Consider the following 16,588-nt stretch of genomic DNA (forward strand, 5'->3'; position numbering starts at 1 on the left):
TGGCAAAAGCGTTCATCAGGCATGATCGGTTTGGCCACTGTAGCCTCAGCGCCCTGAGCGTTCAGCCAAGCCCCCGCTCCCGGCCAATCAGCATTTGCCGGGTCAGTTCACGTATCATCTCGAGCTCCTCGACGTCCCGCCGACTCTCCAGCGCCTCGATCTCCAGGGCCAGATTCTCGGCCGAAATCTGGTCGGCCCTGGCCTGCAGCGCCGCCAATCGTGTCTGATGGTCTGTTTCGACGCGCTCGAAGACCGCATCATGGCGCTCAAGCATATAGCGCCGCCAGAACGCCTGCCGGCTCAGGCTTTCACCCAGGGCTTCGATCGACTCCGCGGCCCTCACCGCCACCAGCGCTTCCTGGAGCTGGCTGTCAGTCACCTCGGCCGCCGAGGCATAGTCCATGAACCGCGAAGTGAACGGTAGGCTCAGGCGCTCCCTCAGGCTCACTCGGTAGTACAAGCGCACTGCAAGCTGGTCGACACTGTCGCCGGCTTCGATCCGGCGACGGATGTCGGCACGAGCGAACGCGTCCAACTGGTCCAGGCGGAAGAGCCCCTGACCGAGTGTGATCAGCTCACTGCCCCGCTCATGCAAGGTGTTGGCATCGGCACGCGCAATCGCGGCGCAGCGCTGCAAATCACTGAAACGGTCACTGACCGCGTTCAAGCAGGTCAGGTTGTCGTCGGCCAGCGCGTAAATCCGGTTGCGCAGGTCAGTGTCGGCGCTGATGGCATTGAGCACCGACCATACGCGCGTCGACAGCACCGCTGGCACCTGAGCATGGTCCTGCGTGAGCGTCAGCCACCCCAGCAACTGGAAGAACCCATCGCTGTCCGGCATCGCCTGCAGCGTGTCCCATTGGAACAGCCGCGCGTTGTACAAGGCTTCATCGCCTCTGTCCAACCACCAGGTGCGCACCACGTCGACATTCTGCCGGGCCAGTCGCTCGGGAAGGTGCAAGTGCTCCTGGATCACGTCGAGAGCATAGAGCCCTCGCAGCTCAACGCTCGACAAAAGATTGCCTTCGACCATGAAACCGCGGCGGAAGACATTCGGCATCTGGAGGATGGCCGCTGGCACGACACGAATCTGGTTGTCGCGCAGGTCGGCGCGCTCGAGAAATCCGCACTGCTCCAAACCGTCCGGCCAGGCACCCAATCGGCAATGGCGCACACTGATTTCGCGCAGTTGCGGAAGGTGATTGAAGCGCAAGATCAACGCTCCTAACGGATTGTGGCTCAGGTCCAGCTCGCTCAGATGTTGCAGGCCCGTCAGCACCTGGACACCTGCTTCATCAAGGCGAATGTCGTTACGCGCCAGTCGCAGACGACGCAGCTCGACCAGGTGAACGATACCTCGTGGCAAGGCCAGCAGATGATTGCCGCTCAGGTTCAGCTCCCTCAAAGCGCTGAAACAACGCAGGAAATCGGTCGGCACATGATTGAGCGAGGTGTCGCTGATCACCAGCGTGGTAACGTTGGCGAACGTCGTCGGGTGGGCGAACTCGGGCAAGGTCTGCAGTTGTACGCCACTGATCACCAGGGTCTGCTGCCCGTCCTGAAGGCGCCAGGCCTGGCGCATGCGCTCGGCAGCCTGGACGCGGGCAGCGTGGCTACGGCCGCCAAGCCCGGCGCTGAGCCAACCCGTGAGTGCCCCCTCCAGTCGCTCGTAATCGCGTTCAAGCTCGGCCAGCCGCCGGTACACGGACCCAGGCGCTTGCTGCATCTGACTCAGTCGCGCCTCGAGTTGCGCGGGTAAAAGATCAGGATAGATCGCGCGCAGACGGTCCAGTAGCGACTGCCAGGACGAGCCAGGCTGCCCGCGTCCACTGAGCGGATACCCAACACGCCCATCAGCCATGCGCCGTCCAGGGTTGAACCAGGATTGGCGCGGGGTCCAGCCCAGCAGACTTACACGCTCACTGCGTGTGCTCGGTAGTTGCGCACGCAACGCCGTACGCAACAGCAGACCTGCATGCATACCTGCAAGCCCCAGTGAGGTCCGTACCTCGACCGGTAGTGCGTCGACCAGCGCCTGTGCCATAGACAACGCGGGCTCACCCTGCTTCCGACCGCCATGGTCGTAGCGTTGGAACTGGCAATCCTTATGCACCAGTGTGACTTGCGAGCCAGTGTCGGCAACAGGTCCGACGGCCTTGACCACCCGTCCATCAAGGGCTCCTTCACGCAACACCAGGCGCAACGTCTGCGGCCACCCGGGTAGCCGTGCTGCCAGCGCCAGAACCAGTTCGGCACCTTCGTCGCTGTATACATTGTCCAGGTAAAGCGACTCGCAGGCGCGGTTCAAGCGAGCCAGTTGCAGCAGTGACCGGGCGTCGTTCGCCACCGCCAGCGGTACGCGTGATTCAACCTCGGCGATCGTGCGCAGACGGCTCGACACCTGGGCGGCTGCCTGCACGGCATACCGTGCAGGCAACCCGGGAAAGTCACGCTGCAACAGCGCACACAGCGGGTCTGCAGGCGGGTTTTCGGTCACCAGATACTGGAAAAGATCGCGGCGCAGCACCGGCTCCTGCGCCAGCAAGGCAACACGCAGCGCGGCACTGTCCGCCTTGTGCGAGCCTGGCAACGCCAGGCACCACGCCTCGATACGTGCATCGTCCACAGGTAGCTGGTCCTCGGCCAACGCCTTGAAGAACGCCGATACCTGTCGGTCCGCATCGAAGCGCCGCAACGTCTCGCGCAGGTTGGCCGGAACCTCACGGCTGTCCACCAGCAAGCCACGCAACTCTTCGACATCGATGTCCGCCATGTCGAGAACGGCCAAGGCATCGGTGCGGGTCAACGCCGGGTCCAGGGGCCATAGGCTCTGCAGCATCCGAGCCTCATCCGACCACTCCAGCGGTCGCTCCAGGCGCAGCCGCCAGCCACGCTCGCCGACGGTTTCCAGCGCAGGACCGTAGGCAGCCACACGACGCGGGTGACGCACGCGCCAGCCACCTTGAGCCGACGGTTGGTGCACGGCAAAGAAACGCTTGCCAACCCGCAGCCAGCGCGAGTCGGCAGTGCGATAGAGCCCGTCATCCTGCAAGCGCGGCTGTAGCGGCTCGGTAACATAAGTATCCAGCGCGCTTGACCAAAGACGCGTGCCAACGCCTTGCACGTCGACAGGCTCCAGACCATCAACATAGCTGCTGCGGGCGAACCCCCGTGCAACCACCGCAGCCCCTCCAGCCACCGCCGCCGTGACCGCAACGGTCTCGGCCACACCGAGCAGATGCTCAAGGGCTTCATGTTGATGACCACGGGTCCAGTCCGCAGCCCCTTCGAACACCTGCGAGAGCGTCTGCTCCACCAACTGGCCAAACAAAATCGCACCGATCGCAGGAATGAACAGCCCTGCCAGATTGGCCAAGCCAAGCCCGATCGACTGCCACGCCTGCAGGCGTGACTGGGTCGCAGCATGATCCGCGTCAGCGGTCGGCACCAGCACGTACCGTGCGTCGGACTTCACCCGCTGCACCTGCTGCGCCACCAGCTCCGCGAACAACTCGCCCTGCACTGTCTTGCCTTCGATCTGTAGATCCGGGCTGGCATCGGCCAGACGTTTGCCCAGTGTCTGCAGGAACGTCGGCCGCTGTTCAAGCGCAACCAGACCACTGAAGAACTCAAGGTAAGCCTTGTCCTCAAGCGCGGTGACCATAGCCGCACTCAGGTCTTCCCACGAGTCATAACGCCGCAGAGCAAGCTGCGGGTCACTGGGCAGGTACAGGATGACACCCTTGCTCACACCTGCAGCGTCGCGCAGCGCGATGGTCAGGCCATCAGTGATACTGCAACCCAGCACCGTCAGCATGCCGGAATAGCCTCGCAACAGCGTCTCATGCTGCTCGGGCACACCTTGGACGATATCCTGCAAAGCAATCTGCTCAAGCGCCGATATCTCTCCCTTGAGCGCTGCGATCTCCATCACAAGGCTCAGGCTCGAGCGCTTGTCCTCGGCCAGCAGCGCGCAGTTCGATGCACTGAAAACCTGCGCTAGCTGGGCCTGGTAAAGGCTGCCGACATTTTTCTTGCGACAGTCGCGTGCCAGATCGTTCGCCGGACCTGACAACACAACATCAGCCCCCGGATGCACCAGCCCACTGCCCTCGAGTGCGGCGTCGTCGGCGTGAAAGTTCTGCATCAGTCGCAACAACCCTGGCTGTCGCACGTAACCCGGTCGATAGAACGGCCAATGCACTCCCGGAACCAGGCCGAACTCGCGCCTGACATCCAGCCACTGCAACTGATAGAGCTTACAGTCCTTGGGCAACCGGTCGCCGAGCAGCGCTGTGAATTGCTCAAGTACGAAGGTGTGCAGCGGGATCAGGTCGAGCGTTGCCGCACGCACCTTGTCCTGGCTGGCCCGGCTGCTCTTGAAGCGATCGCGCAGACGGTTGATCTGGGCAGGTGAGGCACGCTTGAGCCATTCGGGCAACCCGGTGCGGATAAAGTCATCGACTGCATCGGCAACACTGGGCTTACCGACGGTCAAGGGAGGGATAGATGTCATGGGAGAGGCTCCTTTCGCAAATCGCGTCATGCACTCTCGCTGGACCGTCCGGGCCATGGCAGGAGGAATGAACTCCCGTCATGGGCTGCGAATGATCGGATTAGCGACCTGCGCCCAGCTCATCGCTGGCCTCGGCTTCACGTACACAGGCATCACTCGGCATTCAGCCGGAGTTCTTGTCTTGTACCTGCGTGCCACCCAATACGAAGGCCCGATACCCCCCTGGGTTGCAGCCAAACCACTTGCGAAACGCGCGATAGAACGAACTGGCGTCGGCAAACCCCAGGCGTTCGGCGATATCGCTCATCGCCAGCGAGCCCTCGCTCAGCCAGTCGATCGCCAGCTGTCGGCGTACGCTATCCTTGAGCCCCTGGTAGGTCTGCCCTTCCTCTGCCAAGCGACGGCGCAAGGTCGATAACGACAGGCACAGGTCGCGGGCCAGACGTTCGGCGTCGGGCCACTGGCCGGGGTCGAGCTTCCCCAGGATGCGACGCACACGTCGGGCGAGGCTGTCTGGATCTCGGTATTTGACCAGGATGTTGCCCGGAGCCTCGGCGAGAAACTTCTGCAACTCCTCGGGCGTGCGCCTGAGGGGCAGGTCAAGGCAATCGGCGGCGATGATCATGCGTGTACGCGGGCGTTCGAACTGCAGGTTCTCGGAGAACATCACCCGGTAATCGTCGCAAAACGGCGGCTCGGCACAACGCAGGTCAATGGCGAGGATGGGAATGCGTCGGCCCGCCAGCCAGCAGGCGACGCCATGGACAATCATCCAGAACGTAAAATAGGTAAAGGCACGCCGGGGCTCATCGCGCGGTTCGTTGATGGTGATCTCGGCCAGGCTCTGCTGGCGCACCAGCCCGGGCTGCAGGTCTTCGAGCATCAACGAGAGAAACCCCAACGCAGTCTCCAGTCCTGCGCCGAGCGTGGGCTGCGCCATGCTTGCCTGGCACATGAACGAGAGGCTGCCGCTACGCAGACCGCGCGGGTCCATCGCGAAGAATTCGTCGTTGCATCGACGTGCCAACAAGCGCCAGAGACGCGCATAGGCATCGGCACCAACGCGCGCATCAGCTTGCTCGAAGCTGCGTTCATCGATTCCCGCCCGCCGCAGCAGCGCTGCGTCAGCCTTGCCCTGCGGGCAGGTCTGCAGCAGCGCTTCGCGCACCAATTGCATGGAAATCGTATCTTTCTCGCTCATCGGCTATCCAGATTGCCCAATGCAGGCCATCTTAGGGCCATGACGAAAAAAGGCCAGCTCCTGAACAATTCATGGACCGGGTCTGCTGACCCTCACTCGGTCTGACGTGCCAGTGCCTGGCGGGTCAGCTCGAGTGCCTTGGCATCTACTGCCGACTCGCACTCCGCAACGATCGCTCTGCCCTGAGCGTCGTACTCGGCATCCGTGAGGCTGTGACGACGGGCATACACAGCCTCCATTCGCGTTACGAACGGTTCGCGTATCAACCCGAAGGCTGCTTCGTGCGATCTTTGCAAACGATCAAGCCAAAAGCTTCTATGGCTGATGTCAACCGCCAGCGCATCACTGGCCTCTGCCTCGAGCACGGCGGCCTGCGCCGCCTGAAGATCTTGCCGACTCACCCCGGCGATGGTCTCGAACTGCATCGTACGCGGTTGGCCTGGCAAGTCGAGGGCTTGCGCCAACCCTACCCTGTAGGCCAGGCTCACCTCCACCTCATCGACGCCTCGCCCACCGGCGCGGCGCTGCCTGACGTCCTCTCGGGCGTAGGCTTCCACTTGGTCGAGACGGAAGAACCTCCGTGCCAGGTCCAGCAATTGCGTCTCGGCCTCGTCCGCTGAGCCGCTCTCGACCGCAGTACTGAGCATCTTGACTTCCAGCAGGCCGAAGGTCGAAATCACACTGTCCACGCAGGTGCGTGGCTCGCTCGCAAGCGCAAACAACTGTTCACGCACAGCCGTATTCCGTTCGACCATGTCGAACATGGCCCATACCCTGGCCTCCAGGTGCGCCCGCGCCAAGCGAAAATCGCTGGTGTCCGCCAGTGCGTGAATCAAGCCAAAGAAATCGGCGCTTCCCGGTTCCGCCTGCAGGCGGTCCCATTGCGCGGCGCGGGTGACCCGGGACGCATCGTCGAGCCGCTCCAGCCAGCGCGTGCCATCGTGTACGTCGCTCTCGGCCTCGTTCTCGGCCTCGCTCTCAGACGTCCAGCTCGGGTCGATCCACAGGTCACGGTACTGCTCGGGTAGCGGATTCCCCACCAGCGCGAGCCTTCGCCGCCACTGCCCAGCCCGGTTGCGCAGGCTCAGCGGCAAGGCGGTGATTTGGTTGTCGCGCAGATCGACATAGTCCAGGGATACCCCCAGTTCCAGATGTCGCGGGACCTCGGTCAGGCCAACATTACGCAGACCCAACTGGCGCAGACGCGGCATTTGATCCAGCGCCAGCCCGAACATCCCGAGCGGGTTTTCGCTCAAGTCCAGCATACGCAGTTGGCGCATCTGCCCGAGTAAGGCAAGGCCTGCTGCATCGATGTGGAGCTCGTTTCGCGAAAGCGTCAGTTCACGTAGATGCGGCAATGCAGAAAGCGCCTGGGGGACTACGGTCAACCTGTTACTGTCCAGATTCAGGGTCAGCAAACTGCCAAATGACTGTAGAAAGCCCGTGGGAAGATCGCCCAGTTGCATGTGCGACAGGGTCATCTCACTGACGTGACTGAACCCCTCATGCCCGGAGAGATCCGGCAGCTCGGCCGCATCCAGACCGGACAGTACCAGCACCATACCAGGGTCGCCGTTGCTATGCGCCCTGCCAGCCAATCCTTGAAAACGCCAGCAGCGACGGATTTCATCAGCCACCTGACGTCGCTGTCGACGCGTCGCTACACCGTCTTCATCCTCGGCCCAGCTCTGCAGGTCACGGTCAAGTTGCGCATAGATTTGCTCCTGCGCGAGCAAGGCCGTGAAGGAAGACCCCGGCTGCTCATCGAGAACCTGAAGATAGCTCTCTAGTTGCCTTTCGCTGAACCCTGGATAGAGGCTGCGCACCCGATCCTCCAGCGTGCGTTCGGCCGCATGACTGCCGCGCCCACCACGGCCACTCATCAAATAGCCGAAACGCCTGTCCGGAAGGCGGACCGGTGGGCGGAACGTCGGCTTGGGCGGCTGCACATTCAGCAGTTCGAGCACCTGGGTCCGGCTGTTCGGTAGACGGCGCCGGAGGTCGGCACGCATTGCTTCGATGGCTGCCTGGCCTGTCCATCCCAGCCGCTGGCGGTCTGCCTCGGGCAGAAAATGCCACAAGCACTCCAACAGCCCACCCGCGCCCTCGGTTTCGACGAGCAGACGCGTGCCATCCTCGAACACGTGCATCTGCCCTGCGCGCCATACCAGTACCTTGGGCTTACCCCCTGTATCAGCCGGGTACAAGCTTGTGATGAGCCGTCCGTCGACAGTGCCTTGGCGTACCTCGAAGTTGATTTCGCGGGCCAGGCCGGCTCCCTGCGCAGCAACGCGAAGACCAGGCTCGGCAGCTCTTGCTGGTAGGCGTTGTTGAGGTACAACCCTTGCAATAATCGGCAAATCCGCGCCTCGTGCAACGCCAGACGCGCGCGCTCCGCCAATGCCAGGTCCAAACGTCCGCTGCTTCGCAAGCGCTGTTGCTGGACGGGGCTTACACGGTCAAGCAGATCGGCGGCATACACATCAGGCAAGCCGGGGAAATCACGCTGTATCAAGGCAGTGTCCGTGCGCCCGCCCGGCTGCTCGGTCAAATGTGCCATGAGCTCCTCACGCAACATGGCAGCGTCATCAAGCATGGCTTGTACACGAGCCTGAGACGTCATTTGCTCAAGCTTGAGGCGATTGCTGCAAAAACGCATCAAGTCCACCTCAGCAGTTTGCGGGCTATGATGCAACGCGAGAAAGAACTGGTCGATTCTTCCATCAGCGGCGAACCGGTTGAGGGTGTCACGCAGCCCAGCAGGAAGCGCTCGTTGCTCGGCGACGAGGCGGCGCAAGGTCGAGTGGTCAATATCGGCGATCGACAAAATCGACTTGATCCGCTGCTCATCGAATTCGGAGGCCAGCGGCCACAAGTGTCCGAGCAAAGACGACTCGCCCTGCCATTCCTGCGGGCGCTGCCAGGCCAGGCGCCAACCGTATTCACCGTTCCATTGCAACGCTGGAGCAAAGCCCGACTTGCCGTCGCCTCGTTGCAGCCGCCATTGAGCTGCAGCGATATCACGACGAACGCCGTGAAGGTGGCCTTGATGCAGCCACCAACGCTCGCCGCCATGTCGGTACAGGCCATCGGGGCCACGTTGCGCGTGCTGCGGCACATTCCTGGCGCGGTAAGGTGCCAGCTCATGGGACCACAATCGTCCTGTACCTTGCCGTGGCTCGACAGGAGCCAATTCCTGCACGAAACCGCTACGTTGGAAACCTCGGGCTACCGCCGCCCCACCAGCAGCCCCCAACGCATTGACAGCAACCACTTCGGCGACGCCAAGCATGTGTTCCAAGGCTTCATGTTGATGGCCGCGCGACCAGTCGACAGCGCCCTCGTAGACCTCTTCAAGCACCTGCACCACCGTTGCCGCGAGAAACAACTGACCCAGCCCTGGCACGAACAGCGATGCCGCTTGTAGCAAGTTCATGCCGACGGACTCGAGTGTCAGCAACCGTTGCCACTTGACCTTGTCATCGACGTCCGCCACTGGCACCAGCAGGTACCGGGCATCATCCTTGATCTGCTTCACCTGCAACTCAGCGAGCTCGGCGAACAGGGCTTTGCCACAGACCCTGCCGAGGACCTCCAGGTCAGGCACCGCATCGCTCAGACGCTTTTTCAACATGGCCTGGAAGCCGATGCGACTGTCGAGGGCAATCAGCGCGAGCAAGGCTTCATGCTCGTGCGGGGTCGCGAGCATCGTGACCAGATGAGTAACGACGCCGTTCAAGTCGGCAAATCGCTGCAGTGGTCGATGAGGCAGAAAAAGCAATATGCCCGCGCTATCGGAAGGTCCCGATGCATGCGCATGCTCCGACAGCTCTATGAGCAAGGCGCCCAATACTGCATGACCCAGCAGATAAAGGTGCTTCACCTTCACACTCGGGAGCGTCGGATTCACTGTCGACACGCTGCCCAGGAGGGGCTCCAGCGCCGCCAGCTCGGCCGCCTCGATGCGACCCTGCACAACCGCAAGCTGAGCCGCCAGCGCCAGGCGCCTGGCTTTCTCCTCGGCCAGCAATGCGGTGACCGAATCATCCAGTACCTGCTCAAGATGCGTTTGGTAATGCGCGCCAGCATCAACTTGGCGACACACCTGTGCCAACCGGGCGGTATCCACGAGCAGCTTTTCGCTGGTCAGAGACGCATGGGGTCCGGCCTTGATCAGACCAGTGCGGTGGTCAAAGTTAAGCCCCGATACGAAGTTCTGCATCAGGTGGTTCATCGCAGGTTCAAAGGTGAAATGATTGACCAGCGTCTCTCCACCTAAAAGGCTGTAATTGTCCCACCGCTGGCGCCATAAGCTATTGCGCAAGTCCAACCGGACCTTCAGCGTGTTTTCCATTGCCGTATTCAGGAGGCTACAGGCGAAGTCTTGGGGAGCCTTCAGCGCCTTGAACGCCGCCTGAAGACGTGCTTCCACCGCACGGTGCTCGTCGAATCGGCGTCGCAAGGTCGTGATTTGCTCGGCCGAAGCGGCATGCAGCCAGACAGGCAGGTTGTCCACGATGAAGCTGTCAGTGTGATCGAGTTTGAGGGTGGTCATAGGAGTTTCCTGGAAGATAACCAGGACTACTCTTGCCAATCACCTCAGCGGGGCACAGCCGGAACTGTTCCCGTCCTCTTCGGACATACTGGCCAACCCCAGGAACGCCTGGATCAAGCGCAACGGGCGACGCCGCTCCAGGCAGCCGATCATGTGCCGGTTGAGCAGCCCTGCGCCCGCCATGGGGCGCGCCACTACCCGTGGATCATGCGCTACCTCCGCCGAAGAGACGATCCCGATGCCAAGCTGCGCGGCCACCGCTTCGGTTACCGCCTCGCGACTGTCCAGCTCCAACACCACTCGGGGTCGCACATGGACCGCAGCGCAGGCCCGGTCGAAGGTCTGCCGGGTGATCGAACTGGGCTCACGCAGCACCATGACCTGCTTGTCCAGAGCCCTCAGCGCCAGCTCCCCAGGCTCTGCGGCCCACGGGTGACCGACCGGCAACAAAGCGCACAGGTGCGACTCGCCCAAACTCTGCAGATACAGGCCCTTGCGCGGTTCCACCTCGGTCAGCACCGCCACATCGGCGTGCTCGGACAGCAGCGCCGCCAAGGTCTCCTGGGCATTGCCCAGGCGCAGGTTGACGGTGATGCCAGGGTAGCGTGCGCGCAGCAGCGCCAGCATCGGCATGACCCGGTGCGGTCCGTCTGCTGCGACCTCCAGACGCCCGGTCAGCAGCTGACGGTTCGCTTCGAGCATCGCCTGGGCCTCTTCGGCCAGCCCGAACATGGCCCGGGTAATGGCCGCCAGACGCGTGCCCTCCTCGGTCAGCTCGACACGCCGCGCAGTGCGGCGCAGCAGGGTGATCTGGTAATGCTCCTCGAGCGCCTTGACGTGTCCGGTCACTGCCGGCTGGCTGATGAACAGGCGCGCCGCGGCACGGGTGAAGCTGCCCTCGCGGGCGACGGCATCGAAGGCACGGAGTTGAAAGAGGTTCATTTATCGGCCTGACTTATGGTTGGCATAACGACAAACAATTTGATTGATGGATGGGCGAATTGCAACCTAGCCCCGTCGTTTCTGCCCACTGCCCCCGAGGAAGTCCCGCAATGACCAGCGCCCCGATTCTGCTGACCCCCGGCCCACTGACCACTTCGATCCGCACCCGCCAGGCCATGCTGGTGGACTGGGGTTCATGGGATCGTGATTTCAATCAGCTGACCGCCAGCGTCTGCGAACAATTGCTGGCGATTCTCGACGCCAGCGCCAGCCACCACTGCGTGCCCCTGCAAGGCAGCGGCACCTTCGCCGTGGAAGCGGCCATCGGCACCCTCGTGCCGCGTGATGGCAAGGTCCTGGTGTTGATCAACGGTGCGTACGGCCAGCGCCTGGCAAAGATTTGCAAGGTGCTGGGCCGCAATTACAGCACCTTCGAAACCGCCGAGGATCAACCGACCACCGCCGCCGATGTCGACCGCCTGCTCGCCGCCGACCCGGCCGTGACCCACGTCGCACTGATCCACTGTGAAACCAGCACCGGTATTCTCAACCCGCTCGCCCAAATCGCCCAGGTCGTCAAGAACCACGGCAGACGCTTGATCATCGATGCCATGAGTTCGTTCGGCGCCCTGCCCATCAATGCGCGTGAGGTGCCGTTCGAAGCCCTGATCGCCGCCTCCGGCAAATGCCTGGAAGGTGTGCCTGGGATGGGCTTCGTGTTCGCCGAGAAAAATGCCCTGGCCGCTGCCGAAGGCAACGCCCACTCACTGGCCATGGACCTTCACGACCAGCACACCTATATGGCCAAGACTGGCCAGTGGCGCTTCACCCCGCCTACCCACGTGGTCGCGGCACTACACGAAGCACTGCAACAGTACGCTGAAGAAGGCGGTCTGCCAGCGCGGCACCAACGCTACGCCAACAACTGCCGGACCCTGCTCGACGGCATGGCCAGAATCGGCCTGCGCAGCTTCCTGCCTACCGACATCCAGGCGCCGATCATCGTCACCTTCCACGCACCCACGGACGCCCGCTACCAGTTCAAGGACTTCTACGAGCGGGTCAAGGCCAAGGGTTTCATTCTCTATCCAGGCAAGCTGACCCAGGTCGAAACCTTCCGCGTCGGCTGCATCGGTGTGGTCGGTTCGGCAGGCATGCAGGCCGCCGTCGATGCCGTGGCCCAGGTGCTGCGAGAAATGGAAGTGCTGGATATCTGACCTCTTTGCCCACCCCATTGATGGAAATCGTGCACATGAACTACAGCAACCCCACCCAACTGCAAGCCGCCATTCTCGATTGGGCCGGTACCGTGGTCGACTTCGGCTCCTTCGCCCCGACCCAGATCTTCGTCGAAGCCTTTGCCGAGTTCGATGTCGCGGTGTCCATCGAGGAGGCCCGCGGCCCGATGGGCATGGGCAAATGGGACCATATCCGCACCCTGTGCGATGTGCCGGAAATCGCCGAGCGTTACCGCAAGGTGTTTGGCCGTACCCCGACCGACAACGACGTCACGGCCATCTACGAGCGTTTCATGCCTCTGCAGATCGAGAAGATCGCCGTGCATTCCGCACTGATTCCCGGTGCACTGGATACCCTCACTGGGCTGCGCAAGGACGGCCTGAAGATCGGCTCGTGCTCGGGCTATCCGAAAGTGGTGATGGACAAGGTGGTAGCGCTGGCAGCACGCAATGGCTATGTAGCCGACCACGTGGTGGCAACCGACGAAACGCCCAATGGTCGCCCATGGCCGGCCCAGGCTCTGGCCAACGTGATTGCCCTGGGCATCGACGATGTCGCCGCATGCGTGAAGGTGGACGACACCGTGCCGGGCATACTGGAAGGTCGTCGTGCAGGGATGTGGACCGTGGCGCTGGTGTGCTCGGGCAATGCCCTGGGGCTGACCTGGGAGCAATACCAGGCGCTGGGTGCCGAAAGACTGGAGGAGGAACGCAAGCGGATCCATGCGCTGTTCGAGGGCTCGCGACCGCATTACTTGATCGACACCATCAACGAGCTGCCGGAGGTGGTTGCCGATATCAATCGGCGACTGGCCAAGGGGGAGATGCCGCAGGGGGTCTGATGGCCTGGCGGTGACTCACTGGCGGGCAATTCGCAGCGGCTCGCCGCTGCGAATTGCCCGCGAAAAGGACAGCGAGCGCTATCACAGCGCCCTATTGAGCTTCACCCACGCGGCAAACCGATCAATGAATGCCTGCAGGAACGGCCGAGTCTTGTCACTGAGCTTGCCCGCCTCGTCGAACAGTGTCGCCGCGCCTCCGATGTAGGCTTCGGGCATCTGCATGCAGGGCATGTCGAGAAAGACCAGCGATTGGCGAAGCGCATGGTTGGCACCAAAGCCACCGATCGCCCCCGGCGACACACTGGCCACCGCCGTCGGCTTGCCGCCCCAGGCACTCTGCCCGTAAGGTCGCGAGCCAACATCGATGGCGTTCTTCAACGCCCCCGGTACCGAGCGGTTGTACTCCGGAGTGACGAACAGCACCGCATCGCTGCGGCGGATCTCGTCGCGAAAACGCTGCCAAGGCGCCGGTACACCCGCGGCCTCGACATCCTCGTTGTACAACGGCAGATCACCGATCTCGATGATTTTCAACGCAAGGCTGGACGGCGCCAGCTCCGAAAGGGCGCGAGCCACCTTGCGGTTGTAGGAGTCCTTGCGCAAGCTGCCGACAACGACCGCTACCGAATAGACCTGGCTCATGGCGATTTGCATCCTCTGCTGGGGAAGGGGAACTGTGTAGTTATAGATGACCCTGCTTCACCCTCGAGGTTTTTTTCCGTAACAAGAAAACTTCCCGCCCCCTTCGCTGGTCTATGACTGCAGATATTTCTCCATATTTCAGAGGTTTCAACCTACATGGCAGCAGTACTGGTCGGCCAATTCCACGCCCGCGACGCCGAAGGCCGCATCTACCCGGTGCATGAGTTCCAGGAGTCGACCTTGCAGGCGGACGGCAGCACCCTTGGCGCGCCGATCACCACCTATCGCCTGGCCATCGGCGACCGGGTCAATTACCTGGGTGAAGACCGCTTCGAACTGGCCCAGAGCGGCGTCGAGATCATTCGCATTCCGTGACGCAATCCACCGTGTAAGGCCCATCGCCTTCATGCTGCAGGCCATGGACATCGGCAACGAAGCCGGGAAAGCCCCTGTCGAAGGCTCGAGCGAAGGCCAGGTAGTCGAGGATCGAACGGGTCGCCTCGGTGAAGCGTTCGCCCGGCATGATCAACGGAATACCTGGCGGGTAAGGCACCAGCATCACCGCTGAGATACGCCCGAGCAGTTGCTCGATCGGCACCGCCTCGACCTCCCCCTTCACCATTCGGTCGTAAGCCTGCCCTGGGCTCATGGCCACTTCCGGCAAGCGTGTGAACAGGCGTTTGAGCTGTTTGGCCGTAGCGTTGGCACGGTAGCAGTCGTGCAATTGCTCGCACAGATCGCGCAGGCCCAGCCCCTGATAACGCAACGGTGCGACGGCCACAACGCTGGGCAGGCACAGCTGCAGGACGGTATTGGCATCATAGTGGCGCTTGAACTCGAGCAACTCGGTCAGCAGTGTGCTCCACTTGCCCTTGGTGATCCCCATGGAGAACAGCACCAGGAAACTGTACAGCCCGGTCTTCTCTACCACCAATCCACGTTCCCAGAGGAACTTGCTCACCACCGCCGCTGGAATCCCATGCTCGCCGAGCACGCCCTCGGCGGTCAGCCCCGGCATCACCAGGGTCACCTTGAGCGGATCGAGCAGCACGTAGTCGTGCGCCACCTCGCCAAAACCGTGCCACTGGGCGCCGGGCTCCAGCAGCCAGTCCTGCGCGGCCAGGCGCTGGATACCTTCGGCCGTCGGTGGCTGCCAGATGCTGAACCACCAGTCATCGGTCGCGATGTGCGCACGCAGGTTGGCCAGCGCACGACGAAAGCTCAGGGCCTCGTCGAACATCTCCTGCAGCAGTGATCGCCCGGCCGGGCCTTCCATCATGGTCGAGGCAACATCGAGCGATGCCAGGATGCTGTACTGAGGCGAGGTCGATATATGCATCATGAACGCCTCGTTGAAGCGATCGCGATCAAGCTGGCGAAGGGCGCCATCCTTTACATGGATCATCGAGGCCTGACTGAAAGCAGCCAGTAGTTTGTGGGTAGAGTGCGTGCTGAACAGCAGCGGGCTGTCGACCTCGCGGGCGGTGCCCATGGCATAACGCCCACTGAAGAAGTCGTGGAACGCGGCGTAGGCAAACCAGGCCTCGTCGAAATGCAGTATCTCGACACTCGCGCCCAGGGCCTGCTTGATCTGGCCGGCGTGGTAGCACAGACCGTCATAAGTGGAGTTGGTCACCACCGCCAGGCGAATGCGCGGTGCGCGGCCACGGGTCAGGGGATTGGCCTGGATCTTGGCCTCGATCGACTCACGACTGAACTCGCCGAGCGGGATCGGCCCGATGATGCCCAGTTCGTTGCGCTCCGGGCACAGGTACAACGGGATGGCCCCGGTCATGATGATCGCATGCACCACCGACTTGTGGCAGTTGCGGTCCACCAGCACCAGGTCATCACGCGCGACCATGGCATGCCAGACGATCTTGTTGGCGGTCGAAGTGCCATTGATGACGTAGAACGTATGATCGGCACCAAAATTGCGCGCAGCCCTGGCCTCGGCCTCGGCCAGCGGCCCGGTGTGATCGAGCAACGACCCCAGCTCCGGCACCGAGACCGAGAGGTCCGAGCGCAGGGTGTTCTCACCGAAGAACTGGTGAAAGGCCTGACCCACCGGGCTCTTGCGATATGCCACGCCACCACCGTGGCCAGGCGTGTGCCAGGAATAGTTCGATTGCGCAGTGTGCTGCACCAACGCCTTGAAGAAGGGAGGCAGCAGGCCGTCGAGATAATTGTGCGCAGCCCTCGCCACCTGCCGGGCCAGGAAAGGCACAGTGTCTTCGAACAGGTAGAGGATGCCACGCAACTGGTTCAGCTCGCTCATCGCCTCGGCAGGGGCATTTTCGAGGGTAACCTGCTCACCCAAGGCAAAGATCGGCAGATCCGGTGCACGCAGCCGCGCCAGGTGGATCAGCTCGGCCATGTTCTGCAGCAGATGGATATTGTCACCGACGCCTTCGGCGGCGATCAGCATGCAGGCCAGGCCGTGGTGGGTAGCGGCGACCAGACGCGCTTCGGCATGGTCGGCGGCGGCGAGGATGGCGAAGCCATCCTGCTTGAGTTCTTCGGCGATACCCCGTATGCGCTCACCGGCGACGCTGTCGGCCTTGATCGCACGGTGGACAATGAGGATGGGAAACTTCAGGTCCTTGTACATCAGGCCGCTACCTCCAAAGGACGCGTGTCCATTTCAGGGTA

At 62.4% G+C, this 16,588-nt stretch carries 10 protein-coding genes; 3 read left to right on the plus strand and 7 right to left on the minus strand.

What is annotated here, in order from left to right; all coding sequences use genetic code 11:
- Window positions 1-61 precede the first annotated feature (61 nt).
- From ACMGGG_RS15085 to ACMGGG_RS15105, 5 genes are all read right to left on the minus strand, one after another.
- Window positions 62-4,516 (minus strand): NEL-type E3 ubiquitin ligase domain-containing protein, encoded by a 4,455-nt coding sequence (locus ACMGGG_RS15085; RefSeq protein WP_414153985.1) that lies wholly within the window; start codon window positions 4,514-4,516, stop codon window positions 62-64.
- 163 nt (window positions 4,517-4,679) lie between these two features.
- The gene (locus ACMGGG_RS15090) at window positions 4,680-5,717 is read right to left on the minus strand and encodes an AraC family transcriptional regulator (RefSeq protein WP_063545557.1); all 1,038 of its coding nucleotides are present in this window, start codon (window positions 5,715-5,717) and stop codon (window positions 4,680-4,682) included.
- Window positions 5,718-5,809: 92 nt separating this feature from the next.
- Entirely contained in the window at window positions 5,810-7,684 is a 1,875-nt protein-coding gene (locus tag ACMGGG_RS15095) for an NEL-type E3 ubiquitin ligase domain-containing protein (RefSeq protein ID WP_414153986.1), read from the minus strand.
- Window positions 7,669-10,272 (minus strand): dermonecrotic toxin domain-containing protein, encoded by a 2,604-nt coding sequence (locus ACMGGG_RS15100; RefSeq protein WP_414153987.1) that lies wholly within the window; start codon window positions 10,270-10,272, stop codon window positions 7,669-7,671. The genes ACMGGG_RS15095 and ACMGGG_RS15100 overlap by 16 nt, the downstream gene beginning before the upstream one ends.
- A gap of 39 nt (window positions 10,273-10,311) precedes the next feature.
- Window positions 10,312-11,214: a LysR substrate-binding domain-containing protein gene (locus ACMGGG_RS15105; RefSeq protein ID WP_414153988.1), complete on the minus strand. Its 903-nt coding sequence runs from the start codon at window positions 11,212-11,214 to the stop codon at window positions 10,312-10,314.
- Window positions 11,215-11,324: 110 nt separating this feature from the next.
- Between ACMGGG_RS15105 and ACMGGG_RS15110 the strand changes: the two genes are divergently transcribed.
- Complete coding sequence (locus ACMGGG_RS15110; protein ID WP_414153989.1) at window positions 11,325-12,431, plus strand: 2-aminoethylphosphonate--pyruvate transaminase; 1,107 nt, start codon at window positions 11,325-11,327, stop codon at window positions 12,429-12,431.
- Window positions 12,432-12,466: 35 nt separating this feature from the next.
- Window positions 12,467-13,294 (plus strand): phosphonoacetaldehyde hydrolase, encoded by an 828-nt coding sequence (phnX, locus tag ACMGGG_RS15115; protein ID WP_063545561.1) that lies wholly within the window; start codon window positions 12,467-12,469, stop codon window positions 13,292-13,294.
- 81 nt (window positions 13,295-13,375) lie between these two features.
- Here the strand turns inward: phnX and ACMGGG_RS15120 are convergent, their stop codons facing one another.
- A complete protein-coding gene (locus ACMGGG_RS15120) occupies window positions 13,376-13,936 on the minus strand; it encodes an NADPH-dependent FMN reductase (protein WP_414153990.1) in 561 nt (186 codons plus the stop codon).
- 156 nt (window positions 13,937-14,092) lie between these two features.
- On the opposite strand from ACMGGG_RS15120, the gene ACMGGG_RS15125 reads away from it, so the two are divergent.
- Window positions 14,093-14,311 (plus strand): hypothetical protein, encoded by a 219-nt coding sequence (locus ACMGGG_RS15125; protein WP_054894341.1) that lies wholly within the window; start codon window positions 14,093-14,095, stop codon window positions 14,309-14,311.
- On the opposite strand, the gene ACMGGG_RS15130 is transcribed toward ACMGGG_RS15125, so the two are convergent.
- Window positions 14,295-16,547, minus strand: a complete 2,253-nt coding sequence (locus ACMGGG_RS15130; protein WP_414153991.1) for an Orn/Lys/Arg decarboxylase N-terminal domain-containing protein — start codon at window positions 16,545-16,547, stop codon at window positions 14,295-14,297. The genes ACMGGG_RS15125 and ACMGGG_RS15130 overlap by 17 nt on opposite strands.
- Between the last annotated feature and the right edge of the window lie 41 nt (window positions 16,548-16,588).

Origin of the sequence: Pseudomonas sp. BNK-44-b (assembly GCF_047456245.1) — a bacterium.
Classification (GTDB): Bacteria; Pseudomonadota; Gammaproteobacteria; order Pseudomonadales; family Pseudomonadaceae; genus Aquipseudomonas; species Aquipseudomonas machongensis.

Bases quoted from the DNA above. Each gene is read 5' to 3' on its own strand.
- ACMGGG_RS15085 (WP_414153985.1), bottom strand. From the start codon at position 4,516: ATGACATCTATCCCTCCCTTGACCGTCGGTAAGCCCAGTGTTGCCGAT.
- ACMGGG_RS15090 (WP_063545557.1), bottom strand. From the start codon at position 5,717: ATGAGCGAGAAAGATACGATTTCCATGCAATTGGTGCGCGAAGCGCTG.
- ACMGGG_RS15100 (WP_414153987.1), bottom strand. From the start codon at position 10,272: ATGACCACCCTCAAACTCGATCACACTGACAGCTTCATCGTGGACAAC.
- ACMGGG_RS15105 (WP_414153988.1), bottom strand. From the start codon at position 11,214: ATGAACCTCTTTCAACTCCGTGCCTTCGATGCCGTCGCCCGCGAGGGC.
- ACMGGG_RS15110 (WP_414153989.1), top strand. From the start codon at position 11,325: ATGACCAGCGCCCCGATTCTGCTGACCCCCGGCCCACTGACCACTTCG.
- phnX (WP_063545561.1), top strand. From the start codon at position 12,467: ATGAACTACAGCAACCCCACCCAACTGCAAGCCGCCATTCTCGATTGG.
- ACMGGG_RS15120 (WP_414153990.1), bottom strand. From the start codon at position 13,936: ATGAGCCAGGTCTATTCGGTAGCGGTCGTTGTCGGCAGCTTGCGCAAG.
- ACMGGG_RS15125 (WP_054894341.1), top strand. From the start codon at position 14,093: ATGGCAGCAGTACTGGTCGGCCAATTCCACGCCCGCGACGCCGAAGGC.
- ACMGGG_RS15130 (WP_414153991.1), bottom strand. From the start codon at position 16,547: ATGTACAAGGACCTGAAGTTTCCCATCCTCATTGTCCACCGTGCGATC.